Origin of the sequence: Halorubrum depositum, from assembly GCF_007671725.1 — an archaeon.
Classification (GTDB): Archaea; Halobacteriota; Halobacteria; order Halobacteriales; family Haloferacaceae; genus Halorubrum; species Halorubrum depositum.
The window spans coordinates 26,676-49,245 of sequence record NZ_VCNM01000001.1; the positions used below are offsets into that span (position 1 = coordinate 26,676).

The following is a 22,570-nucleotide window of genomic DNA, read 5'->3' on the forward strand; positions in this document are numbered from 1 at the left end:
GCGGAGTCTGGTCGGGTCAGTTGACGCGGGGTCTCTCCCGGCGATAGCTCACCCCACGATGTCCGTCACACCGCGTAGATCGCGTGTCTCGTAGGTCGGGGTTACGGAGAGGGTCACGTCCTCACAGTGCGCTCGACGGACGAACACCGAATCCATGCCCGCCCGACGGGCAGCGAGCACATCGCTCTCGCTGTCGCCGACGTAGAGGACGGACTCGGCGTCGAGTTCCGTGCGCGCTCGGTCGAGGTAATGCGTGTTTGGTTTCTTCAGGTCGAGACTCTCGACCGTCATCTCGCGTCCGTAATAGGTGTCGAACATCCACTCGAAGCCGAAGAAATCGAGCACGAACTCGATCGTGCTGTGGTGGTTGTTACTCACGACGCCACATCTCTGCGAAACGGACGAGATACACGTGACGTCGTCGTATCCGGTCCGACATCCCGTCTCGAACTTCTCGAACTGCGACCGCTCGTCGAGTCGCTCACGCGCGTGCCAAAACGGCTCCACGTCGATACCGTGAGTGGCACAGATCTCGCGAACTCTCTCCCTCGTCGTGCCGGTGACAATGTCGTCGATCTGCTCTCGAGGGGGGTCTGTGACGCCTACCTCCGCGAAGGCGGCCCGCGTGGCCTCCACTTTCGTTTCGTACGCCGGCGGCTCAACTAGTATTCCGTCACTGTCGAACAGAACAGCATCGTAGAGCGACACTCGCCCCATTTCCGTCAACGCGGAATTAGTTCTTTCGGCAAACCGGGTGTACGCTCCCACCGGAGCCGGAATTACCGCGGTGAACAGACGGGTCCTCACGAGCGAGGCGGACCGGGGAAGGGATCAACGGTCCCCGTCACTGACTCCGTATCCGGAACGTCGCCTGTGTCCGCGTCGAGGATCGGGCCCGGTCGCTCGACTGCGTGTGCCACAGAGCGGCTCTCGGGTGCGACTAACGCAGGGAGCCGCGCGATCCGTCGCGGCTGGGCGGAAGGGGGCGTCGCCGGACCGACCACTGATAACGCCGGACGACGCCGCGGGTCGCCGGTCTACTCGTCGACGGTGACCTGCTCGATCTCGACCGTGTCACGGGGCTCGTCGCGGCGGTCGGTCGGCACGGCGCCGATCTCCTCGACGACGTCCATCCCGTCGATGACCTGCCCGAAGACGGCGTGCTTGCCGTCGAGGTGCGGGGTCGCGTCCAGCGTGATGAAGAACTGCGAGCCGTTGGTGTTCGGGCCGGAGTTCGCCATCGAGAGGATCCCCGGGCCGTCGTGGGTGAGGTCGTCGTGGAACTCGTCGTCGAACTGGTAGCCGGGGCCGCCGCGGCCGTTCTCCTGCGGGTCGCCGCCCTGAATCATGAAGTCCTCAATGACGCGGTGGAAGACGTTCCCCTCGTACAGCGAGTCGCCGCGGACCTCGCCCGAGTCGGGGTCCGCCCACGTGTTGGTGTCGCGCGCGGGGTCGGCGTCCGCGGCGGGGTCGTGTCGCGCCAGTCCGAGGAAGTTCTCGACCGTCTTCGGGGCGCGGTCGGCGAACAGCTCGACGACGACGTCGCCGTGGTTCGTGTGGAGCGTCACCTGCGGGTTGTCGGGGTTGGAAACCTCTCGTGCCATGTCGCCGTGGAGGGACGCGTGTCGGAAAACCCTACCCATCCGCGTCGTCGCAGGCGCCGCCGGGGGAGTCGTCTTCCGAACGCCGATCTGGCCGGTATCGTTTTGCACCCGGCCCGAGCAGTGTCGCGTATGTACGACGACATCCTCCTCCCCGTCGCGCCCGGCGGCGAGGCGAACGACGCGGTCCCGCACGCGGCCAGCCTCGCCGAGCGCTACGACGCGACCGTCCACGTCGTGAGCGCGGTCGACACGCTCGCTCGGACGCTTCGCGGACCGCACGCCGGCGCCTTCGCCGAGCGCGTCGAATCCGCGGCGCAGGAGCGCGTCGAGTCGGTGACCGCGGAGCTGGAGGCCGCCGGCGTCGACGTCGTCGGCTCCCTCCGGCAGGGGGAGCCGGTTGACGTCATCGAGAACGCCATCGCGGACACGGGCGCCGACATCGTCGTGATGCCGAGTCACACCCGCAGCGGCCTCCGGCGAGTCCTCCTGGGGAGCGTCACCGAGAAGGTGGTCCGGGTCTCGCCCGTTCCCGTCGTCACCGTGCCGATGGCCGACCCCGACGACGAAGTGGACGAAGCGGCCGCGAGCGCCGACGACGGGCAGACCGCCGACGGGACGTGACCGCCGCCGCGACGACCCGCGCGTTCCGGGTCGCGTACGACGGCCGCGAGTACGCCGGCTTCCAGCGTCAGCCCCACGCGACGACCGTCGAGGGGACGCTCCTCCGAGCGCTCGCCGAACACGGGATCCTCGACCGCGGCGACGGGCCGACGCACGCGACGCCGCCGGGGTACGCCGCGGCGGGACGCACCGACGCCGGGGTCTCCGCCGTCGCGCAGACGGTCGCGTTCGAGGCGCCGGCGTGGCTCACGCCGCGGGCGTTCAACGGCCACCTCCCCGGATCGGTGCGGGTCTGGGCGGCCGCCGACGTCCCGGACGGGTTCCACGCGACTCACGACGCGGTCAGGCGAACGTACCGGTATCACCTCTACGCGCCCGAGTCGGGAACCGCGTCGGCGGACCCGACCCACGCCGTGACGGACGACCGCGTCCGCGACGCCCTCGACCGTCTCTCGGGGCGACACGATTTCCACAACCTGACGAGCGACGACGCGGGAACCGTCCGGGACCTGACCGCGACCGCGACGCGGGACGGCGATCTGCTCGTGATCGAGGTCGCCGCCGACGGCTTCCCGCGCGCGCTCGTCCGGCGGCTCGTCGCCGCGGTCCGAGCGGTCGGCCGAGGACACAGTGAGCCGTCGCGGATCGACCGATTGCTCGCCTCAGAGCCGGTCCCCGGCGAGATCGGGGTCGGTCCCGCACCGCCCGAGCCCCTGGTGCTGTGGGACGTCGCGTACGACGGGGTCGCCTTCGACGTCGACCGGGAGGCCGCCGAGAGCGCGCGCGTCGCCTTCGGGGAGCGGTACCGAACGGCCCGCCACGTCGCGGCGGCGACGGGGGCGATTCGGGACCGGGTCGCGTCGGGGGACCCGGGCGAGCCCTCCGGACGACGCGACGACGCCGCTTAGTCGGCCGCGCTCACTTCGGCCGCGTCGGCTGCCGGGGTCTCCATCCCGTCGACGCGCAGCAGGAGGGTGTTGCCGTCGACGTGCGTGGCGTCGACGGTCCCCGAGAGCCGGAGCCCGGCGGCCGGCGTCGGACCGACGGTGACCCGGTCGCCGGCCTCGAAGGAGCCGACCGGGCCGCGGATCACGAGCTCCGCGCGGCAGAGCTCGGGGTTGGCGACGCTGGAGAGGTCGATCTCCTCGACGTTCACCCCCTCTACCGGCTCGCCGTCGACGGCGACCGGCGTGGTTTCGGCGTCGTCCATCCGCTCGACGCCGAGGGTCTCGTAGGCGCCGTCGGTGGGGACGTAGCCGCCGTTGGGACCCGGGACACCTTCGACCAACCGGAGGTCCCGGAGGCTCTGCATCCGATTCCGGACCGTGCCCGCGTTGCGGTCGATGGACTCGGCGATCTCGCTCCCGGACACCGGCCGATCGGCGTTCTCCGCGAGGTTTACGAGCGCGGTCAACACGCGTTTCTGACTCGACGTGAGCCGTATCGTCGACATGACCAAAAGCAGCAAACATAGATTGATAAATGTTTTCTTCTACGCACCTTATATTCTTGTTACAGTAAATTATTAGCCCATAATCTAATGAACGTCTTGTATCTGGCGGCAAAAATATATGAATACGTATCTTGATAGAGATCGAGAGGATCGGTAACGTATGTGTGCGGTATTCCGGGTTATAAATATGTATCTGCCCAGTCTAAATCCAGAATTATGACGTATATGGGAAAGAAAGCGTAATACCTTATACAATCTACACCGTGAGTATTTACCCGTTCGTTTGGAAGCGGCGGGTGATCATGGACCGTCGAACCGACGACCGACTGCGGCCACGTCGTCACCGAGCCGCGGAACCCGACCGCACCGTACGGTGGAGTCGCCGAGCGACGACCCGAGCGACCGACCGGAGTGCCGGCGGATGAGCGAGCGCGGATCCCCGGCCTTCGAAGGCGATTCGCTCGAGGAGCGGGGCGCGAGCGCGGTCCCGTCGAGAGCACGCGACGAGGGCGGAACGACCGACGGAACGTCCTCCGACGGCGGTCTCGCCGACCGCGACCTCGGACTCCGCGACCCCGGTGACGAGCGCGAGCGCGTTCGCTCGTTCGTCGAGTCCTCGGTTTCGGCCGCCGGCGCGGAGGGGGTTGTCGTCAACATGAGCGGCGGGCTCGACTCCACGGTGACGGCGGCGCTCGCCGTCGAGGCGCTCGGCGCCGACCGCGTGTACGGCCTGATACTCCCCTGTAACAAGGTCGGCGCGCACCACGCCCGCGACGCGGAGGCGCTCGCGGACGCGCTCGGGATCGACCACGACACCGTCCACCTCCACTCACTGTTCGCGCAGCTCGGCGCGGTCGCGCCCGACGAATTCGACCTCCACGACGAACCGGTCCTGTCCGGCAACGCCGTCGCCCGGCTCCGGATGACGCTCGCGTACCTCGCCGCGAACGCGACGGATAGACTCGTCTGCGGCACGGCCAACCGGAGCGAGCTGCTGCTCGGTTACTTCACGAAACACGGCGACGGGGGCGCGGACGTGCATCCGATCGGACACCTGTACAAGACCGAGGTCCGCGCGCTCGCGGCCGAACTCGACGTCCCCGAGTTCGTCGTCGAGAAGCCGCCGACCGCGGGGTTCCTCCCCGGCCAGCGCGACGCCGACGACCTCGGCGCCCCGTACGAGGTCATCGACCGGGTGCTCCGACTCGGCGCCGACCGCGGCCTCGACGCCGCGGCGGTCGCGGACCGGCTGTCGGAGGGCGAGGACGCCGGTGTCGACGTCGACGAGGCGACCGTCGCCGACCTGCTCGCGCGACACCGCGCCACGGCCCACAAGCGCACGGCGCCGAGCGTGCCGACCGGTCGCGGGCGATAGCGCTCGGCTCCCCGCCACGGTCGGGTCGAGTCGCGCTACTCCCAGTCGTCGGGCCAGAGGTCGGCCGCGCGCATCCCCGTCTCGAAGTCGGCGTCGCGGAACTCGGCGACGAGGGCGTCGCGGTCGAGCCGGGGCACGTCGCGCTCGGGGGCCGCGAACTCGCAGACGAGCAGGGCCGTCAGAATCGCGTGCTCCCGGACGTTGCGGTCGTCGACCTTGTCCCGCGTGTCGGCGCGCGTGTGGCCCCACCCCCGACCGCGGTCGCCGGAGTCGCTGTGGAGCTGGAGCGCCGGCACTCCGCGGCGGACGAACGGCCACTGGTCGGAGAACGGGTGCGGCTCCGCGTCCACCGCGATCGGCTGCCGGGTCGCCGTCGACACCGACTCCGCGACCGACGCGGCGGCGTCCGAGGCGTGCGCGAGCGCGACGAGGTCGCGGAATCGCCCCGCGCCGTCGACGTTGACGACGCCGCGGATCCGGTCGAGGTCGACCGTCTCGGCCAGGTGCTCCGCGCCGAGCAGACCCACTTCCTCGGCGCCGACGGCGACGACGTCGACGCCGATCGGGAGGTCCGCCTCGGTTAGGATCCCCGCCGCGGTCGCGACGGTCGCGATCCCGCAGCCGTTGTCGAGCGCCCCCTCCGCGATGTCGTGGCCGTCGTAGTGGGCGAGCAGCAGGAGCCGCTCGTCGGTGTCGGGGCCCGCGCGGCCGACGACGTTCCGGCTCTCGCCGGGGGCGGTCGTCGCCTCGACCGCGATCTCGGCCTCGGCCGCGGCGTCTCCCGCGCCGCGCGTTCCGCCGACGCCGCCAGCACCGCCCCCACCGGCCGCGTACTCGCGGAGCCACGCGCCGGTCTCCTTGGAGACGCCGACGGCGACCGCGTCGGCCTCGTCGCCGAACGTCAGCGAGCCGGTCGGCGGGAGCTGGCCGTCGAGGTGGTTGACGAAGACGAAGCCGACCGCGCCGGCGTCGATCGCGTAGCCGAACTTCTCCATCCGGTGGACGAACCGCCCGTCCGGGGTCGTCGTCGAGGCGACGGCGATCCGCCCCTCGACGTCTCGCTCGTCGATCTCGGCGGGGGTGCCGTACCCGACGTCGACGAGTTCGCCTGCGACCTCCCCGGCGGGCGAGTAGGGGAGCGCGATCGACTCGAACTCGCGGGCGGTCCCCACACCGCCTCGGTCGGGGACCCGAACCCGGAGCGCCGCGCTCCCGCGCTCCCAAGCGTCGAGCTCGAACGGCTCGGTGTCGACGTCGGCGAGTCCCGCGCGCTCGAACGCCTCAGCGACGATCCCGGCCGCCCGGCGCTCCCCGTCGCTGCCGGCCATGCGGCTCCCGATCGCGGTGAGGTCGGTGAGGAAGCGCCACGGCTCGTCGTCCGTCCACGTCCGGCCGAGCGCCGGCGCGAGCGCGTCGCGTCGCTCGCGGACGCGCTCGACGGCCTCCGGATCGGCAGATACGTCGGTTTCGGTCGGCTGCGAGTGCATGTCGCAGACTGCTCCGGTAGCCTGTTAAGGGTATGGCTCCCGGCACCGGAAACGCTACGTTCAAGTGCGGTCATCAGGTAAATCTGACCGAGCACCGTTGGTCCAGTGGTAGGACATTAGCTTCCCAACCTAATAGCCCGTCGGTTCAATCGGGTACTGGTGCGTTGGGAGCTAAGACGCGCGGTATACCCACTTTCCTCCGAATTTGGTAGTGAAAATAGACCAGTAATATACTGGTCTAACACTAATCCGGCAATCCCCACGCCGTACTGCGGTTTGCCATCCCCCCCCCCTCCGGCTTCTACATGAATCAGCCATGTTCGACACGATCGACGACGACGATGTAGAATTGCCTGTCTCACCAGTCGCAGAGTCAACTGTGGAAGATCTTGAAGAATATCCTCCACTACACCGAGAGAACTACAAGGGGTTCAAAATCGACCTCCTCAAGTGGTTACTCCGGACTGGCAAAGCTCCAGATAAGGGAGATGGATATGCGATAGAGACGGTTCGGCAGACACACTATCGCATTGAGCACGCATACCGCTGGAAATGGGAGAAAGATGGAATCACGACAGATTTCACTCCTGATGACGCCGACGACCTCATCAAACTACTCAATGCACGAACGACAAAGCCCGAGTCAGAGGTAGCAAAGTACCAGAAGGCGATCAAGCGACTGTTCAAATATTTCAATCGCGCAAAAGGCCGCGATTACGAGTGGGACCCTGGATACCTGAACAGCAAGGGTGGCTCTTCAATGAGTCATAGCTACTTCAAAAAGTACGAACTCGGTCGACTGTATGAAGCGGCGCTGGAAATCTCTGATTTTCGCAGTTATAACAACAAGTCACTGACCCCGATTGAGCGCGAACGGCTGTCCCATCACCTTGCAGATCGGAATGGGGTGAAAGTTGACGAGATTGGTCCGGAGGATTTCAAAGAAGCCGGTTCTTGGAAGTACCCGTCAATTATCGCAGTCTGCTGTGACACGGGACTCCGACCCATTGAGGTCAAGCGGTCGAACACAGAGTGGATCAACCTCCGCGATCAAGAACTCGTGATCCCCTCCAAGGAATCGAGTAAGGGAGATTCAATGTGGGAAGTCGTGCTGTCAAGTGAGGCAACACGCGCCCTGAGTAACTGGATGGACGAGCGTGATGCTCTGAAAAAATACGACGATAGCGATGCGATCTGGCTCACCAAATACGGGAATCCCTACAGCTCTGGGTCACTGAACAGTCTGCTAAATAAACTCATTGAGCGGGCAAACATTGAGCCGCGGAATCGGGATCTCACTTGGTACTCAATCCGGCGGGGAGTTGCAACTCTTTGGGCAAACGAGGAGGGTATTCACAACGCGAAAGAGCAGCTACGTCACAAACAAATTGAGACAACAGAGCGATATGTTCACTCGGGATCAGAGGAACGTGGTAAACTGGCTGACTCAAAGTGGTAATAACAAATCAAAACGATAGTTTTCTGTACTCTCGATCCTTCAGCGCAAGAGAGTCACGGATTGCTCAATACAGCTCAGGTAGATAACGGTCGGTGATTAGTGAGCAGGCTGAGATTCAGGGCGTGAGTCCTCCTGTGTAGATCCAGACGGGGAGGTTGATAGAGAATCATCCGCACCGGTCGGTGTGACCGGTCGCTCCTCATCCGTCCGGAACGTGACGATTGCGCCTCCAGCAATAGCGCCGATTGTGATGAGAAGTGCCACTTCAACGAGCATCCTGACGACGGTTGCGACTAATATGATGCCGGTAATGAGATTCATCGACGTTATGCCCGACATTTGGAGTAGTATCGGAACGGCGGCGACGAGGACGCCGATTGTACTCCCGATAGCGATTGCCCCACCGACCCGCCGATACTCCGTAGAGAGATCGACTCGTCGGGCAACGTACAAGCCGAGACCGACTGCCATAGCGAGCGTCACCAACGGCCCAACGATTCTGCCCATGTCATTGTAGACTGTCACGGTCTGCCCGACACTCCCTATCATCGGGATTGCGCCCTCAAATCCACGGTCAATCCCCCGACCGAGAATAATATCCGGTACGGACTGAATGACAAGTCCGAAGACGCCGACAAGTCCAGCTAACACTCTAATTCTATTTCTATCCATGATTATATGTATGGTCGTTGTAGTGAAAAGTGTTCGTAGGAGATATGCCTATGTTATCGGAAGCCATTGCTAAATTCGCAAGCGCGATCTCGCGGTTGATTCAGTCTCGCAACCCTGGAAATATTTACTGTAGATCGTTCAGTACAGGTGAACTACTGAAGATTTCGGGGGTTTACTTAGTGGAGGAGTGCTTATACTTCTATTTCTTCTCAGATACTACAGGGGATTGGCTCGGGGAAAATCGCCGTAAAGCAAACGCAACAGTAGATGATACAATCCCTATTGGGACGCCATACAACATTGCTCCCCCCACGCCGGTTAAAAGTCCATAGTCAGGTTGAGGGTGATTAAGCGAGATGACACTATACAGGGCAAAGCCGCTTATGACGATCACGGCGACGGCGATACTCACGAGTATTCCGTCGTTGCGATATGTGTGTATCCCTGCCAGAATAATCGCTGATACCGTGACTCCAAGCGGGCTCATAAGCAAACCAAATGAGTTTCCGATCTCGAAATTCCCAGTAAGATAGAGCTGGCCGAAGAACAAGGCCATGAGAATGACTGAGTATCCGAGATACCGAAGTGATAGGTTCAACGACTTCCCGAGAAGAAGCGATTCTAGCCGTGAGTCCATACACCATGGGGATTCTCTGGTTGTATAAGATTTTCACCGAGAAGGTCGCGGGAAATTAGAGATATAGATAGTACCCAAAACGAGCAGGTACTCTATGACCGGGTTCAATAAGCACTCTTTAGCGACCAGCTGTTTCATCCTGTTTTGAATCGGAAGAATAGGATTTCAACAGATCTGACCGCTTATAACAATTCTTTGAGCGGAACAGATGTTGTGTTTCCTTGAGATACTGTACTGCCCCTCGTGGTAGCACAATGAATGAGTTTATACCAGAGGATACGTTTTAGCCAAATGCGAGATCAAACAGGGGCAACATCCGGAACTTGTTGCCGATTGTAAGCACCGTTGGTCCAGTGGTAGGACATTAGCTTCCCAAGCTAATAGCCCGGGTTCGATTCCCGGACGGTGCACTCCCTTCGGTCGTGCACCGTCCGTTGTCACGCTCGCTCCGCTCGCGTGACTCCCGGACGGCGCATTCCTGCGGCGAACAGGCTCGTGAGCCGCAGGTGTGCCGAGGAATTGAACCCTATCAGTCGTGTCCCGACCGAACCCGCCCGTCAGAAGATGTTCGCCTGGCCGTAGACGGAGATCCCGGTGTCGGTGATCTCGTACGGCTTCGTCTCCCGGGAGTGGTTCGCGTCGCGGATCTTCTGGATCTCGACGGCGAGCCGGGTCTCGCGGAAGTCGGAGCCGCGGACGTACTGGAGTACGAACACCGCGTCGGTGAGGTACTCGACGATCCCGTGTCGGGAGGCGTACGGCGTCTCCTGGTTCGCCTCCGAGGTCAGCAGCGTCGTCACGCCGGCCTCCTTCAGCGACCGAGTGAACCCGAACACCTCCGAGCGCCGCTTCGCGGGGTGATCGTACATCATCTCCAGCAGGGAGACGGAGTCGAGCACCAGCCGGTCGGCGTCGAACTCGGCGATGAGCCGGACGAGGTCGTTCCGGATCGACGCGAGCGAGTTCGCCATCTCGATGGGGTCGATGGCGACCACGGCGAGCCGGTCCTCGTCGGCGTGCTCGCGGAACGACCACCCCTTCTCCTCGGCGGTCGAGAAGATCGACTCGCGCGTCTGTTCCAGCGTGATGTAGATCCCCTTCCGGTCGGACTCGAGCGCCTCGTTGAGGAACTGGAGCGCGAACGTCGTCTTCCCCGTCCCCGCCCCGCCGATAACGGAGAGCAGGGAGCGACTCGGGACGCCGCCGAGGATCATCTCGTCGAGCCCTTCGATGCCGACGTCGGTGCGCTCGATCGACGACTCGAACTCGTCCGGGTCGACGTCGAATCCGGGCTCGGTCCCGTCTCCACCGCCGCCGAAGTCGCCGAACCCGAAGTCGTCTGACCCGAGGTCGTCGGACCCGCCCTGAGCGCGGTTGCGATACCCGCCGAACGGATCGTCCTCGCCGAACGACCCGCCGCCGAAAGGGCCCCCGTCGGAGCCGTCGGAGCCGCCGTCGAAGTCGCTACCGCCGAAATCGCCACCACCGAAGTCGCCACCGGTCGGTTCACCGGACGAGTCCGTCTCACCGGATCCCCTTCCGCCGAACGGATCGTCGTCGCCGAACGACCCCGCGCCGAACGACCCCGCGCCGAACGGATCGCTCTCGGCGCCGTCGTCTCCGTCCTCGGGCGCCGGTCCGCCCGTTCCGTCCGTCTGGCCGGTTTCGTCAGTTCCGTCGCGGACCCCACCGAACGGATCGTCTTCCTCTCCCCCGCGGTCGGAAGCCCTGTCGTTCCCGGGACCGTCACCCACGCCCTCGCCGTTGTCGGCCCTCGCGTCGGCGGATTCGCCGTCGGTCGAGCCGTCGGACTCCTCGTCGAGGTCGCGTAACGCGCGCTCGAACCAGTCGTCCTCCTCGCTCATTGTTCCAGTCGGCCGTGGGGGGTCGACATGTCTCGGGCAACGCGGGCGGCCGGCTTGAAACTTTCCGGAACCGGGAGCCGAAGTCCGCATCCTTTTGTCCGGCGGGGAGAATCGGTGGCGCATGGAGGTCGGCATCGTGGCGCGGAAGGGGAGCGAGCGCGCGGCGAGCCTCGCGGCCGAGCTGCGCGACGCGGTCGTCGCCGCCGGGGGGTCCGTCTGGCTCGACGCGGAGACGGCCGACGCGCTCGGCGAGGGCGACCGCGGGCGCTCGGTCGACGCCCTCGTCGACGCGGACCTCGCCGTCGCGGTCGGCGGCGACGGGACGTTCCTCTTCGTCGCGCGCAACGCCGGCGACACGCCCATCGTCGGCGTCAACCTCGGCGAGGTGGGGTTCCTCAACGCGGTTCCCCCGGCGGACGCAGAAGCGGCCGTGCTCGCCGAGGTCGACGCGTTCGGCCGCGGCGAGCTGGACGTCCGAGAGGCGCCGCGGCTCGCGGCGCGCGCGGGCGACTGGACGTCGGTGCCGGCGGCGAACGAGATCGTGATCCAGAGCGGCCGCCGCGGTCCGGGGGCCGGCATCGACTACGAGGTCCGCGTCGACGGGAGCCGCTACGCGGGCGGCCACGCCGACGGCGTCCTCGTCGCGACCCCGACCGGCTCGACGGCGTACAACCTCTCCGAGCGCGGCCCGCTCGTCGGCCCGGGCGTGAGCGGGCTCATCGTGAACGAGATGGCCGCCGAGTCGGGGATGCCGCCGCTCGTCGTCGACGTCGACGCCGCGGTCACGGTCGCGGTCGAGGGCGTCGACGAGGCGACCGTCGTCAGCGACGGGCGGAACGTGACGACGCTGGAGGCGCCGGTCGAGGTGACCGTCGAGCGGACGACGCCGCCGATGCGGATCGCCGGCCCTCCGTCGGACTTCTTCGAGGCGCTGGGGAAGCTCTCCTGAGCGGCGGGGTCGCTCCGCGACCGCCCCCGACGCGAAAGCTTCAACCGGCCGCCCGTCGCATCCGCGCTCGATGGAGGTCCCTCTCGGACTGGTGCCGTTCGCCGGGCAGTCCCGCACCGAGCACGCCGGCGTGCTCGTGGGAGGCGCGGTCGCCTGCCTGGTCGGCTACGTCGGCGCCGCGGTCCTCCTCTTCGGCCTCGGCGCGCTCGACCACGGCGAGCCCGCGGGACCGCGCCGGGTCGCGTCCGCCTTCGCGTCGCTCGCCTGTTGGGGGTTCTACGCCGCGGCCTTCGTGCGCGGCAAGGGGGGGCCGGTGACCGACGCCCTCGCCTACCCGATCGCGACAGTGACGCTGGTTCCGTTCGCGTTTCGGTGGAGCGTTTTCGGCCCGGCCTGGGACGCGGTCCGCGACCGGATCGGGTTCCTGGTCTTCCAGCCGGGGCTGTTCCTCGACGCGGCGGCACTGACCGTTCCGGGCGTCGCCTTCGGCGCCGGGCTCCTCGCGCTCTGGGCGAGCGTCCTCGGCGAAGAGGCCGTCGGGGAGTGGCAGCGGGAGCACCTCCCGGAGGAGTTCCGGCGGGCGTTCGCCGAGGAGTGAAGCCGCGAGGGGCGAAGCGGTCGGCCGCGGACGCCGGCGACGCCGCGAGGTGCGAGGCCGGCCCACAAAGCGTTTATACCGCGGAGCGAACCGTCGGCCGTGAACCGCCGGTTCGCGCTGTTCGGATACCTCGTCGCGGGCGTCGCGATCGCGGGCGCGGCTGCGGTCGCCTGGATCGCGTCGCCCGAGGCCGCCGTCGCGCGACTCGCGTTGCTCGCGGACGACCCGGTCCGGTTCGGCGTCGCGCTCCTCGCGCTGACCGCCGTCAGGCCGCTGTTGGCGTGGCCGACGACGCTGCTCGCCGTTGCCGTCGGGTTCGGGTACGGCTGGGTCGGCGTCCCGCTCGGCGTCGCCCTGTTGGTGGCGACCGCCGTCGTCCCCTACCGACTCGCGCGGGCGGGACGGGTCCGCGTCCGCGGGGCCTCCCGGACCGCGGACCGGCTCTGCGACGCGGGCGAGCGACTGGCGACCGCGGCCGGAGGTCTCCGAGCCGTGGCGGCCACTCGCCTGCTTCCGCTCCCATCCGACGCGGTCTCGGTCGGGGCGGGGGCCGCGGGGATCCGCCCGCGGCCGTTCCTCCTCGGGACCGCGGTCGGCGAACTCCCCTGGGTGATCGTCGGCGTCGCCGTCGGCGTCTCGCTGGACCGGCTCGCGGCCGGCGACCTCTCCGCGGTCGATCCGACCGTGCTGGTCGCGATGGCCGGCACGGGAGCGCTGCTGCTCGCCGGGCCGCTGTATCGAACGCTCGTCCGAGAAGAACCCGCTACGACTGCGTGACCGCCTCGGCGGGCGACCGCGGGATTCGACTGCGGTCGCCGGCGGATCGCGGCAGGGCGTGTGCCGTCCCGGCCGCGGGGTAGACGCCGCGGCGGGCGGTCGTCGCTATCGCGCGGTCCCGATCAGAACCGCGACTGCGGGCGGAACGCGCCGATCGACCGGAGGCGCGGTGCCTCCGGACGGTCGAGGCGGCTCGTGTGCCTCTCCGATAGCCGGTGCGGACGTGCATTCCCATGACCCCGGATCCCGGGACCGTCCCAGCCCTAACCCCGAAGCCGCGGCGGCGCCCCGACGGCGCCGATCCGAGACGGCTTCAACGGGGGTCGATGGGTGACACGCCGTCCGTCCTCACGAGTCGTCTTCGGTCCCGTTCGCGTCGTCCCCGCTCCCGTCGGACTCCTCGTAGGAGACCTCGATCCCGCGCGGAACCGGACGCAGGAGGTACGAGCCGTTTCCGCGCCGGACCGGCGCGAAGTCGGCCGTGAAGCTGGTCCGGGTGTTCTCGCGGACGTCGAACTCCTCGTTGAACGTCAGCGGCGCGTTCCCGGGCAGGTCGACGTCGGCCTCGTCGCCGCCCTCCAGCGTGCCGTCGACGTTCGAGACGTCGAGCTGGAGGAACCGGTACGTGCCGACCGACAGCTCGCGCTCGTCGATCAGCTGCGTCTCCCCGTTCTGCAACTGGACGAGGTCCGCTTCCTGCGGCTCGTCGAACTCGAGGTACTCACGGCCGGCGGGTTCGTCGCTCTCGTCGTCTCCGCCATCGCCGTCGGTCTCGTTGCCGTCGGCGTCGTCCCCGTCGGTCGCGTTCTCGTCGTCCCCGCCGTCGTCGTCCGTCTCGTTCCCGTCCGCGCCGCTCTCGGCGCCCTCGGGTCCGAGCCAGATCCCCTGTATGGTGACCACGAGCGATTCGAAGTCGCCGATGTCGGCCGGCTGGTCGGTCACCCGCGTCGCGAGGGTTCCGGTCGCGCGGCCGACGCAGCCGGCGACCCCGGCGACCCCGAGCGCGGCGGCGCCGGTCGCCTGCAAGTAGGTCCGGCGGGAGACCGAATCGGTCTCGGACGCGTCGGCCTCGGGCGTGCGGTCCGTCACGTTACGCGCCCCCCGAGTCGTCGCCGTCGCCGGACCCGGCGTCGTCACCGTTGCCGGCGACGTCGCTCACCGTGTCACCGAGGTCGTCGACGCCGCCCGAGAGGAAGTCGTTCACGCTGCTCAGGACGTCACCGACGAAGTCCGGCACCTGATCCGGCAGGTCGCTCGGCGGTCCCGCGTCGCCCGCCGGGTCGTCCGGACCGGACGTCGCCGCGACGGCACCGCCGGCCGCGCCGGTCCCGATCAGTACCACCGTGGCCAGCGCCACGATCAAGGTCGTTCGGATCGCGTTCATGACGGTTTCCTCTCGGGGCGCTACCCCCTTTAATGGCACAAGCCGTTCAGCCCATTTGCCCCCGATTTAACTCGGTTTAATCGTCCGAAGGCGGGCCGAAGAACGGATTCCGTCTCTATTCGGACCTACTTATAAAACAGCGCGTCAGACGGCCGGGGCGATCCGGCTACGGCTCCAGCCGGTTCGGGTCGCGCGGGAACATGATCGCCTCCTTGATGTTGTCGAGGTCGGCGACCTTCTGGACGAGGCGGTCGATGCCGAGCCCGTAGCCGCCGTGGGGCGGGGTACCGAAGCTGAGCGCCTCGATGTAGAACTCGAAGTTCGCCGTCTCGACGCCCTCCTCTTCCATGACCTCGACCATGCGGTCGACGTCGTGTTCGCGCTGCCCGCCCGAGGAGAGCTCCTGGCCCTTGTAGATGAGGTCGAACTTCCGCGAGGCGATCTCGTCGCCCTCGACGTCCTGCATGTAGTAGAACTTCTCGTCGGGGTAGCCGACGACGAAGAACGCGGGATGCCCCTGCTCCTCGAAGTGCTCGCCCAGCAGCTTCTCGCCCTTCGTGTCGAGGTCGGTCGGGTCGTCCGGGAAGTGGCCGTACTCGCGCTCGAGGATGTCGAGCGCCTCGTCGAAGGTGATCCGCGGGAAGTCGTCCTCGGGCACGTCGAGGTCGACGTCGAGGAGGTCGAGCTCGCGCTCGGCGTTCTCGGCGGCCGCGCGGAGCGCGTACCGCAGCGACTCCTCTTGCACGTCCATCACGTCGTCGTGGTCGTCGATGTACGCAAGCTCCACGTCGAACATCGCGATCTCGGAGACGTGCCGGGAGGTCGCGAAGTCCTCGGCGCGGAACGCGGTGCCCGTCTCGTAGACGGCCTCGTAGCCCGAGGCCATCAGCATCTGCTTGTACAGCTGCGGGCTCTGCGAGAGGAACGCGTCCTTATTGTAGTAGAGGATCGGGAACAGCTCCGCGCCGCCCTCGGCGCCGCCCTTCGAGATGAGCGGCGTTTTGATGTCGACGAACCCCTCGTCGTCGAACCACTCCTCCATCGCGGTCATCAGCTTCGAACGGAGGGTGAAGACGGCGAGCGTCTCCGGCTTCCGGAGGTCGAGCGCGCGGTTGTCGAGCCGGGTCGAGAGGTCGACCTCGATGTCCTTCGAGATCTCCAGCGGGAGCGGGGAGTCGGCCTCGTCGATGACCTCGTACTCGGTCGGCGCGATCTCGACGCCGCCGGGCGCCTGGTCGCTCTCAAGCGGCTCGCCGACGACGCGGACCACGTCCTCGGCACCGACGTCCTGCACGGCCTCGAACAGCTCCGGCTCCCGCTCCTCCTTGAAGACGATCTGGATGAGCCCCTCGCGGTCGCGCACGATGAGGAAGACGAGGCCTCCCAGGTCGCGGATCTCGTGGACGTGGCCGGCGATGGCGACCTCGTCCGCGTCCGGTTCGACGTCCGACGTGTGGATTCGCTCGATCATGACGGTGGCTGCGTTACGTGGGTCTGGTCGGGCGTTCGCCATAGGCCTGTCGTCTCGCCGTCGACGGAACCCGTCGCGCGCGGCGGTCTCGCCGCGGATTCGCGGCGGTCGCGCGGTCGGCGCCGCAGTCGGATTCCGACGTGTGCTACCGAGGCACAATCTCGCCACAGATTTAATATCCGTCCGACGGATTCGCCTATCAACGGCGCACTCGCGCCGCGGAGTCCACGTATGACCCGCTTCCGTTCCGTCGCCTCGGCGTCCGCCGCCATCGCCAGCGGCGCGCTCCTCGGCTGGAACGGCTACGGGACTCCGGACACACGGTCCGTCCGGCCGACCGCGTAACGCGCGTCGGCTGGGGAGGGTTCCCCCGCGGGACGGACCGCACCCCGTTCTCTCCAGCCGCCGCCGTATCGACCGCGGAACCGCCGGACGCGACCGTGTCACCCTCGCGAGCGCCGAGGCCGCCCCGCCGCCCGCTCCCGCGGGCGCCGAGGAACGGAGCCCGGCGTTCGAGGTCGCACCGCGTTCGATTCGCGGCGAGGGATTCATGGCAGCAGCCATCCGCACGCAGACGGTGGAAGCGACGGTGAGCGTTCGCGTCTCGCAGGCGGCCGGCGGCGACCTTGCGGCCGGCACCCGCCGACAGCTGGAGCGCGTCGACGGGGTGGCCGTCGAGGGGCTGACGATCGCCGGCGTCCGGCCGGGGCTCAACGACACGACGGTGGAGGCGGTCGCGACCCTCTCGGTCGACGGCGAGGAACCGGTCACGGACCCCGAGCATCACACCGACGCAGACGCTCCCGGCGGCGTCGCCGACCGCGTCGCGGAGCGACTGAGTGACGGGTTCGGCGTGGAGCCGGAGCGCGTCGAACTCGTCGACGGCGCGTAACCGAACCGGGTCTCACCCCGCTTCCGTCTCCCGCCGACTTCACTCGCCCAAGCGATCGCGCACCCGCGCCTCCGCCCGCCGGAGCACGTCTCGGACCGGTAGCCCCGCGGTCTCGGCGACCGCGGCCGCGTCGTCGTACTCGGCGCTCACGTCGTAGACGTCGCCGTCGGCGGTCGACGCCACCTTCACCGACACCTCGTACGCGTCGCCGTCGACCGCGAGCGTCGCCGTCTCGAAGGCACGCTCCGCGATCCATCGGTGGCTCGCGCCCGACTGTCGGACGCCGAGGGTCCCCGTCTCGCGGGCGAGCCGTTCCGCCACCGCCTCGGCGTCCTCCGGCTTGCAGACGACCGTGACGAGGTGGCCCGGCCGCGACTTCTTCATCGTCGTCGGGACGACCGTCACGTCTCGGGCGCCGGCGCGCACGAGGCTCTCCTGGAGTCCGCCGAGCACCTCGGGCGAGGCGTCGTCGAGGTTCGTCTCCAGCACCGCGATCTCGTCGCGGACGAGTCCGCCGACGTCCGCTCCCGCGGTCGCACCGCCCTCGCTACCGCCGTCGCCGACGAGGACGCGGAGGACGTTCGGGTGATCCGGGAAGGTCGCGTCGCCCGCCCCGTAGCCGGCGGCGTCGACGTCGAGGGAGGGCAGGCGGTCGACGCCCTCGGCGACCGCCGCCAGTATCGCGGCCCCCGTCGGCGTGAGCAGCTCGCGGTCGACGGGGCCACCGACCACCGAGAAGCCGGCGCCCGCTAAGATCTCGGTCGTCGCCGGCGCGGGGACCGGGTAGACGCCGTGGCTCATCGAGACCTCGCCGCCGCCGGTCGCGACCGGAGTCGCCACGACGCGGTCGGGGTCGAGGTCGTCGAGGAGGAGCGCCGCCCCCACCACGTCGGCGATCGCGTCGTCCGCGCCGACCTCGTGGAAGTGCGTCTCGTCGAGATCGGTGCCGTGGACCGACGCCTCGGCGAGCCCGAGACGCTCGAAGGCGTCGAGCGCGACCGACTCGACGGACGCAGGGAGATCCATCGACTCGACGAGCGCGACGACCTCGGGGTAGCTGCGGTGGACGCCCGCTCCCTCGGCGTGATCGCCGTGCTCGTGTTCGTGGTCGTGGTCATGTCCGTGGTCGCGCTCACTCTCGCCGTGTTCGTGGTCGTGGTCATGTCCGTGACCGTGGTCGTCCTCGCCGTGACCGTGGTCGTCCTCGCCGTGACCGTGGTCGTGTCCGTGATCGGGATCGCCCCCGGCCTCTCCGCCGTCGCCGTCTTTCTCGTCGAGGAGCACGTCGACGGTCGTCGCTCGGATCCCCTTGTTCGTCGTCTCCCCGATCTCGTACCGGACCGGGAGCCGATCGGTCACGGGCGAGAGGACCTCCGGGTCGGCGCCGGCCGCGATCAGCGCGGCGCAGATCATGTCGCCGGCGGCGCCGGTCCGGCCGTCGAAGACGAGCGTTCGCATGGCGGACCGGAGGCGAGCGCGGGACAAATACCTCCGGATCCGTCGGCGGGCCCCCCGGAACCGCCCTGCGACCGCGGCCGGAGCCGGCGTCGCTATCCCGGCCGGGTCGACGGCGAAAACGCACGCTTACGACGGCGTTTTAAGTCGGGGGTCCGTACCGTGTCACATGATGACACAGTCCGCCGCGGGTCCCGGTTCTCCCGGACGGACCGGCGGCACGGGCAGGGGCAACAGGCTTATTCCCGAACCGGCTGGAGATACGGGTAACCCCCGCGAGGAACCATGAACGAAGTCCAACTCGAAGTGGCGAAGGCGTACCCGAACGACTCGGGACGCGGCATCGCCCGCCTCGACCCCGACACGCTGTTGCACCTCAAGCTCTCGCCCGGCGACATCATCGAGATCGAGGGCGCGGAGACGACCGCCGCGAAGGTCTGGCGCGCCGACCGCCAGGACTGGAACACCGACACGGTCCGCGTCGACGGGTTCACCCGCCAGAACGCCGACGTCGGCATCGGCGAGCGCGTGACCATCCGAAAGGCGGAGGCGGAGAAGGCCGAGAAGCTCGTCTTGGCCCCGCCGGAGGAGGCGTCGGTCCAGTTCGGCTCCGACGCCGCCGGCATGGTGAAACGCCAGATCCTCAAGCGCCCGGTCGTCGAGCGCGACATCGTCCCCGTGATGTCCTCGACGAATCACCCGTTCATGCGGTCGCCCGGGCAGGCGATCCCGCTGATCGCGGTGGAGACCGAGCCGGACGGCGTCTGTCTGATCACCGAGGACACCGACGTCGAGCTCCGCGAAGAGCCGATCTCCGGGTTCGAGAAGACGGGCGGCGGGATCACCTACGAGGACATCGGCGGCCTCCAGAACGAGATCCAGCGCGTCCGCGAGATGGTCGAGCTGCCGATGAAGCACCCGCAGATCTTCTCGAAGCTCGGGATCGAGCCGCCGCAGGGCGTCCTCCTGCACGGCCCGCCGGGCACGGGGAAGACCCTGCTCGCGAAGGCCGTCGCCAACGAGACGTCGGCGTCGTTCTTCTCGATCGCCGGCCCGGAGATCATCTCGAAGTACTACGGCGAGTCCGAACAGCAGCTCCGGGAGATCTTCGAGGACGCGAAGGAGGAGAGCCCCAGCATCATCTTCATCGACGAGCTCGACTCGATCGCGCCCAAGCGCGAGGACGTCACGGGCGAGGTCGAGCGCCGCGTCGTCGCCCAGCTGCTGACGATGATGGACGGCCTGGAGACGCGCGGGCAGGTGGTCGTCATCGGCGCCACCAACCGCGTCGACAGCGTCGACCCCGCGCTCCGCCGCCCCGGCCGGTTCGACCGCGAGATCGAGATCGGCGTCCCCGACGAGACGGGCCGCAAGGAGATCCTCCAGATCCACACCCGCGGGATGCCGCTCTCGGACGACGTCTCCCTCGACCACCTCGCCGACGAGACGCACGGGTTCGTCGGCGCCGACATCGAGAGCCTGACGAAGGAGGCCGCGATGAAGGCGCTCCGTCGCTACCTCCCCGAGATCGACCTCGACGACGAGGAGGTCCCGCCGAGCCTGATCGACCGGATGATCGTCAAGCGCGACGACTTCTCGGGCGCGCTCACGGAGGTGGAGCCGTCGGCGATGCGGGAGGTGCTCGTCGAGCTCCCGAAGATCTCGTGGGACGACGTGGGCGGGCTCAGCGACGCCCAAGAACAGGTCCAAGAGTCCGTGGAGTGGCCGCTCACCTCGCCCGAGAAGTTCGACCGGATGGGCGTCGACGCCCCGAAGGGCGTGCTGTTGTACGGCCCACCCGGAACCGGGAAGACGCTGATGGCGAAGGCGGTCGCCAACGAGACGAACGCGAACTTCATCTCGGTCAGGGGGCCGCAGCTGCTCTCGAAGTGGGTCGGCGAGTCGGAGAAGGCGATCAGACAGACCTTCCGGAAGGCCCGGCAGGTGAGCCCGACGATCATCTTCTTCGACGAGCTCGACAGTCTCGCGCCCTCGCGCGGGCAGGAGATGGGGAACAACGTCTCCGAGCGCGTCGTCAACCAGCTGCTCACCGAGCTCGACGGGTTAGAGGAGATGGGCGACGTGATGGTGATCGGCGCCACCAACCGCCCCGACATGATCGACCCCGCGCTGCTGCGCTCGGGCCGGTTCGACCGGCTCGTGATGATCGGCCAGCCCGACCAGGAGGGCCGCGAGCAGATCCTCGACATCCACACCCAGGACACGCCGCTCGCGCCCGACGTGAGCCTCCGCGAGATCGCGGAGATCACGGACGGCTACGTCGGCTCCGACCTCGAGGGGATCGCCCGCGAGGCCGCCATCGAGGCCCTGCGCGACGACGACGACGCCGAGGAGGTCGAGATGAAGCACTTCCGGCGCGCCATGGAGTCGGTGCGTCCCACGATCAACGACGACATCCTCGCGTACTACGAGGAGGTCGAACAGCAGTTCAAGGGCGGCAGCGGAAACGCGATCCGCGACACCGGCGGCCGGATCGGGTTCCAGTAAGCCGCGGAGCCGTCTCCGGAGGCCGTCCGCCCGCGCCGACCGTTTTTTCGGCTGGGAAGCGTATTGACGCACGGCTATGTCCGACGACGTCACCGTCGACGTGGAGGTCGAAGTGGAGGTCGACAGCGACGAACTGGAAATCGAGCGCGACGACGCCGAGGTCGTGGAAGCGAGCTACGAGGCGAGCGGCGTCGAGATCGGCATCGAAGCCGAGGTGGAGACGCACGGGGGCGACGACGAGGAGCACGGTCGCGATGAGGAGGAGACCGACCAGCACGAGGCCGATCACGACGCGGACGACGACGAGTAGCCCGACGCCGTCGCCCGCGAGCGCGACTCCCGAGCGTCTCGTTCCGCGTCTTTTAACCCCGACAGCGACCAAGCGGAGCCATGTCCCAGCCGCGCGTCCCGGGCGGTGACGAGAACACGCTGGAGCTGCCCTGCGGGCAGACGATGGCGGCCGGCGAGCTGGACCTCGGGATGCGCGAGTTCGAGTGCGACTGCGGCGAGACGCACGCGGTCGTGATGGACGTGCATCCCCCCGAGCGGTTCCTCCCCGACTTCCTCGTCGAGGTGCTCCGCGAGGCGATCGAGACGACCAGCGAGGAGATGCCGGAGTTCGACACCCCGCACCTGCTCGGCGTCGTGTTAGAGGAGTTCCCGGAGGCCGTCGTCGCGTACGACGCCAGCGAGAACGCGGACGTCGGCTACGCGATGGCGTGGGTGACCGACTTCGACTCCCGGCGCCTCCACGAGATCGTCGTCGAGCTCGTCGTCGAGCTGATGGAGCACGCCGTGAGCCACGCCGACGACGACGAGGCGCTCTCGGCGTTCGAGGCGGAGATGGTCGAGTTCGACGTGAGCGAGTTCGTCGAGCAGTACCGCGCCGAGCGCGACCTCGAGGCCGAGGACCCGTACGCCTGAACGCCGTGCTCCGTCGATTTTAAACGGGGCCCCGGAAGACGGCTCGGACGGCCGAGATCTCCCGTTTCGGCGCTCCTGTCAGACATTTGTCCGACTCGCGTCTCACTGAACCCTATATGTACGGCTGTCGTACGTAAGACGTATGAGCGGCGGCGAATACGACCGCTACGACCGAATTCGCAGCGTGCTCGCCGAGGCCGACGAGCCGCTGACGGCGCGGGAGATCCTCGCGCTCGCCGACGAGTGCGAGGAGATCGACAGCCCGCACCGCGTCGCGACCGTGCTGGGCCGGTGGGCCGAGCGCGGCGAGGTCGAGGTCATCGCGGACCGCCCGTACCGGTACAGGCTGGAGACCTGATCGCGGCCGCGCGCGTCGCGGGCGACGCCGGCTCCTCGCGGTCGGGGTCCGCGGTCGGGAACACGCGGGTCTCGACGCCGA

Annotated in this window: 23 protein-coding genes and 1 tRNA gene; 13 read left to right on the top strand and 11 right to left on the bottom strand. The window is 67.7% G+C overall.

Translation table 11 applies throughout. The features are described from left to right. Positions 1-48: 48 nt before the first annotated feature. Both FGM06_RS00135 and FGM06_RS00140 read right to left on the bottom strand, forming a co-directional pair. Entirely contained in the window at positions 49-708 is a 660-nt protein-coding gene (locus FGM06_RS00135) for an HAD family hydrolase (protein ID WP_144796282.1), read from the bottom strand. 329 nt (positions 709-1,037) lie between these two features. Continuing rightward, positions 1,038-1,604, bottom strand: coding sequence for a peptidylprolyl isomerase (locus FGM06_RS00140; RefSeq protein WP_144796285.1), 567 nt, complete (start codon positions 1,602-1,604; stop codon positions 1,038-1,040). A gap of 129 nt (positions 1,605-1,733) precedes the next feature. Between FGM06_RS00140 and FGM06_RS00145 the strand changes: the two genes are divergently transcribed. Next, the gene (locus tag FGM06_RS00145; protein WP_144796287.1) at positions 1,734-2,225 is read left to right on the top strand and encodes a universal stress protein; all 492 of its coding nucleotides are present in this window, start codon (positions 1,734-1,736) and stop codon (positions 2,223-2,225) included. After that, positions 2,222-3,133, top strand: coding sequence for a tRNA pseudouridine(38-40) synthase TruA (gene truA / locus FGM06_RS00150; RefSeq protein ID WP_144796289.1), 912 nt, complete (start codon positions 2,222-2,224; stop codon positions 3,131-3,133). Before FGM06_RS00145 ends, truA begins: the two co-directional genes overlap by 4 nt. Here truA and FGM06_RS00155 read toward each other — a convergent pair. After that, the gene (locus tag FGM06_RS00155) at positions 3,130-3,678 is read right to left on the bottom strand and encodes an Rrf2 family transcriptional regulator (RefSeq protein ID WP_144796291.1); all 549 of its coding nucleotides are present in this window, start codon (positions 3,676-3,678) and stop codon (positions 3,130-3,132) included. The genes truA and FGM06_RS00155 overlap by 4 nt on opposite strands. A 421-nt stretch (positions 3,679-4,099) precedes the next feature. Here FGM06_RS00155 and nadE point away from each other — a divergent pair, with 421 nt between their 5' ends. Continuing rightward, positions 4,100-5,053 (top strand): NAD(+) synthase, encoded by a 954-nt coding sequence (gene nadE, locus FGM06_RS00160; protein WP_144796293.1) that lies wholly within the window; start codon positions 4,100-4,102, stop codon positions 5,051-5,053. Between the two features lie 35 nt (positions 5,054-5,088). Here nadE and FGM06_RS00165 read toward each other — a convergent pair whose 3' ends face one another. Further along, entirely contained in the window at positions 5,089-6,540 is a 1,452-nt protein-coding gene (locus tag FGM06_RS00165; RefSeq protein ID WP_144796295.1) for a M28 family metallopeptidase, read from the bottom strand. 316 nt (positions 6,541-6,856) lie between these two features. Here FGM06_RS00165 and FGM06_RS00175 point away from each other — a divergent pair, with 316 nt between their 5' ends. Continuing rightward, a complete protein-coding gene (locus FGM06_RS00175; RefSeq protein WP_144796297.1) occupies positions 6,857-7,999 on the top strand; it encodes a tyrosine-type recombinase/integrase in 1,143 nt (380 codons plus the stop codon). A 96-nt stretch (positions 8,000-8,095) separates the two neighbouring features. Here FGM06_RS00175 and FGM06_RS00180 read toward each other — a convergent pair whose 3' ends face one another. Then, positions 8,096-8,671 carry a hypothetical protein gene (locus tag FGM06_RS00180; protein ID WP_144796299.1) on the bottom strand — a complete coding sequence of 192 codons (576 nt, stop codon included), beginning with the start codon at positions 8,669-8,671 and terminating at the stop codon, positions 8,096-8,098. A 199-nt stretch (positions 8,672-8,870) separates the two neighbouring features. Continuing rightward, complete coding sequence (locus FGM06_RS00185) at positions 8,871-9,308, bottom strand: hypothetical protein (protein WP_144796301.1); 438 nt, start codon at positions 9,306-9,308, stop codon at positions 8,871-8,873. 339 nt (positions 9,309-9,647) lie between these two features. Here FGM06_RS00185 and FGM06_RS00190 point away from each other — a divergent pair. Then, positions 9,648-9,718, top strand: a tRNA-Gly gene (locus tag FGM06_RS00190). Between the two features lie 147 nt (positions 9,719-9,865). Here FGM06_RS00190 and FGM06_RS00195 read toward each other — a convergent pair. Next, positions 9,866-11,173 (bottom strand): KaiC domain-containing protein, encoded by a 1,308-nt coding sequence (locus tag FGM06_RS00195; RefSeq protein ID WP_144796303.1) that lies wholly within the window; start codon positions 11,171-11,173, stop codon positions 9,866-9,868. 121 nt (positions 11,174-11,294) lie between these two features. Here FGM06_RS00195 and FGM06_RS00200 point away from each other — a divergent pair, with 121 nt between their 5' ends. The 3 genes from FGM06_RS00200 (at position 11,295) to FGM06_RS00210 (ending at position 13,497) form a co-directional block, all read left to right on the top strand. Beyond that, positions 11,295-12,122 carry an NAD(+)/NADH kinase gene (locus FGM06_RS00200; protein ID WP_144796305.1) on the top strand — a complete coding sequence of 276 codons (828 nt, stop codon included), beginning with the start codon at positions 11,295-11,297 and terminating at the stop codon, positions 12,120-12,122. A gap of 70 nt (positions 12,123-12,192) precedes the next feature. Then, positions 12,193-12,720 carry a hypothetical protein gene (locus tag FGM06_RS00205; protein WP_144796307.1) on the top strand — a complete coding sequence of 176 codons (528 nt, stop codon included), beginning with the start codon at positions 12,193-12,195 and terminating at the stop codon, positions 12,718-12,720. Positions 12,721-12,819: 99 nt separating this feature from the next. Further along, entirely contained in the window at positions 12,820-13,497 is a 678-nt protein-coding gene (locus tag FGM06_RS00210) for a TVP38/TMEM64 family protein (protein WP_144796309.1), read from the top strand. 348 nt (positions 13,498-13,845) lie between these two features. Here FGM06_RS00210 and FGM06_RS00215 read toward each other — a convergent pair whose 3' ends face one another. The 3 genes from FGM06_RS00215 to aspS all read right to left on the bottom strand — a co-directional run bounded on the left by FGM06_RS00215 (position 13,846) and on the right by aspS (position 16,352). Then, complete coding sequence (locus tag FGM06_RS00215) at positions 13,846-14,586, bottom strand: DUF4382 domain-containing protein (RefSeq protein WP_144796311.1); 741 nt, start codon at positions 14,584-14,586, stop codon at positions 13,846-13,848. 1 nt (position 14,587) lies between these two features. Further along, entirely contained in the window at positions 14,588-14,881 is a 294-nt protein-coding gene (locus FGM06_RS00220; RefSeq protein ID WP_144796313.1) for a hypothetical protein, read from the bottom strand. Positions 14,882-15,047: 166 nt separating this feature from the next. Next, positions 15,048-16,352: an aspartate--tRNA(Asn) ligase gene (aspS, locus tag FGM06_RS00225; RefSeq protein WP_144796315.1), complete on the bottom strand. Its 1,305-nt coding sequence runs from the start codon at positions 16,350-16,352 to the stop codon at positions 15,048-15,050. A 550-nt stretch (positions 16,353-16,902) separates the two neighbouring features. On the opposite strand from aspS, the gene FGM06_RS00230 reads away from it, so the two are divergent. Beyond that, complete coding sequence (locus tag FGM06_RS00230) at positions 16,903-17,244, top strand: hypothetical protein (protein ID WP_144796317.1); 342 nt, start codon at positions 16,903-16,905, stop codon at positions 17,242-17,244. 39 nt (positions 17,245-17,283) lie between these two features. Here the strand turns inward: FGM06_RS00230 and larC are convergent, their stop codons facing one another. Next, positions 17,284-18,702: a nickel pincer cofactor biosynthesis protein LarC gene (gene larC, locus FGM06_RS00235; RefSeq protein WP_144796320.1), complete on the bottom strand. Its 1,419-nt coding sequence runs from the start codon at positions 18,700-18,702 to the stop codon at positions 17,284-17,286. Between the two features lie 282 nt (positions 18,703-18,984). Between larC and FGM06_RS00240 the strand changes: the two genes are divergently transcribed. The 4 genes from FGM06_RS00240 to FGM06_RS00255 all read left to right on the top strand — a co-directional run bounded on the left by FGM06_RS00240 (position 18,985) and on the right by FGM06_RS00255 (position 22,489). After that, positions 18,985-21,207: a CDC48 family AAA ATPase gene (locus tag FGM06_RS00240; RefSeq protein ID WP_144796322.1), complete on the top strand. Its 2,223-nt coding sequence runs from the start codon at positions 18,985-18,987 to the stop codon at positions 21,205-21,207. Positions 21,208-21,283: 76 nt separating this feature from the next. Next, the gene (locus tag FGM06_RS00245; RefSeq protein ID WP_144796324.1) at positions 21,284-21,517 is read left to right on the top strand and encodes a hypothetical protein; all 234 of its coding nucleotides are present in this window, start codon (positions 21,284-21,286) and stop codon (positions 21,515-21,517) included. A gap of 80 nt (positions 21,518-21,597) precedes the next feature. After that, positions 21,598-22,131, top strand: coding sequence for a DUF5815 family protein (locus tag FGM06_RS00250; protein ID WP_144796326.1), 534 nt, complete (start codon positions 21,598-21,600; stop codon positions 22,129-22,131). A gap of 142 nt (positions 22,132-22,273) precedes the next feature. Then, positions 22,274-22,489 (top strand): hypothetical protein, encoded by a 216-nt coding sequence (locus tag FGM06_RS00255; protein ID WP_144796328.1) that lies wholly within the window; start codon positions 22,274-22,276, stop codon positions 22,487-22,489. The last annotated feature ends 81 nt before the right edge of the window (positions 22,490-22,570 follow it).

Coding starts and splice junctions, on each gene's coding strand:
- FGM06_RS00140 (WP_144796285.1), bottom strand. CDS start 1,604: ATGGCACGAGAGGTTTCCAACCCCGACAACCCGCAGGTGACGCTCCAC.
- FGM06_RS00145 (WP_144796287.1), top strand. CDS start 1,734: ATGTACGACGACATCCTCCTCCCCGTCGCGCCCGGCGGCGAGGCGAAC.
- FGM06_RS00155 (WP_144796291.1), bottom strand. CDS start 3,678: ATGTCGACGATACGGCTCACGTCGAGTCAGAAACGCGTGTTGACCGCG.
- nadE (WP_144796293.1), top strand. CDS start 4,100: ATGAGCGAGCGCGGATCCCCGGCCTTCGAAGGCGATTCGCTCGAGGAG.
- FGM06_RS00165 (WP_144796295.1), bottom strand. CDS start 6,540: ATGCACTCGCAGCCGACCGAAACCGACGTATCTGCCGATCCGGAGGCC.
- FGM06_RS00175 (WP_144796297.1), top strand. CDS start 6,857: ATGTTCGACACGATCGACGACGACGATGTAGAATTGCCTGTCTCACCA.
- FGM06_RS00180 (WP_144796299.1), bottom strand. CDS start 8,671: ATGGATAGAAATAGAATTAGAGTGTTAGCTGGACTTGTCGGCGTCTTC.
- FGM06_RS00185 (WP_144796301.1), bottom strand. CDS start 9,308: ATGGACTCACGGCTAGAATCGCTTCTTCTCGGGAAGTCGTTGAACCTA.
- FGM06_RS00195 (WP_144796303.1), bottom strand. CDS start 11,173: ATGAGCGAGGAGGACGACTGGTTCGAGCGCGCGTTACGCGACCTCGAC.
- FGM06_RS00200 (WP_144796305.1), top strand. CDS start 11,295: ATGGAGGTCGGCATCGTGGCGCGGAAGGGGAGCGAGCGCGCGGCGAGC.
- FGM06_RS00205 (WP_144796307.1), top strand. CDS start 12,193: ATGGAGGTCCCTCTCGGACTGGTGCCGTTCGCCGGGCAGTCCCGCACC.
- FGM06_RS00220 (WP_144796313.1), bottom strand. CDS start 14,881: ATGAACGCGATCCGAACGACCTTGATCGTGGCGCTGGCCACGGTGGTA.
- aspS (WP_144796315.1), bottom strand. CDS start 16,352: ATGATCGAGCGAATCCACACGTCGGACGTCGAACCGGACGCGGACGAG.
- FGM06_RS00230 (WP_144796317.1), top strand. CDS start 16,903: ATGGCAGCAGCCATCCGCACGCAGACGGTGGAAGCGACGGTGAGCGTT.
- larC (WP_144796320.1), bottom strand. CDS start 18,702: ATGCGAACGCTCGTCTTCGACGGCCGGACCGGCGCCGCCGGCGACATG.
- FGM06_RS00240 (WP_144796322.1), top strand. CDS start 18,985: ATGAACGAAGTCCAACTCGAAGTGGCGAAGGCGTACCCGAACGACTCG.
- FGM06_RS00245 (WP_144796324.1), top strand. CDS start 21,284: ATGTCCGACGACGTCACCGTCGACGTGGAGGTCGAAGTGGAGGTCGAC.
- FGM06_RS00250 (WP_144796326.1), top strand. CDS start 21,598: ATGTCCCAGCCGCGCGTCCCGGGCGGTGACGAGAACACGCTGGAGCTG.
- FGM06_RS00255 (WP_144796328.1), top strand. CDS start 22,274: ATGAGCGGCGGCGAATACGACCGCTACGACCGAATTCGCAGCGTGCTC.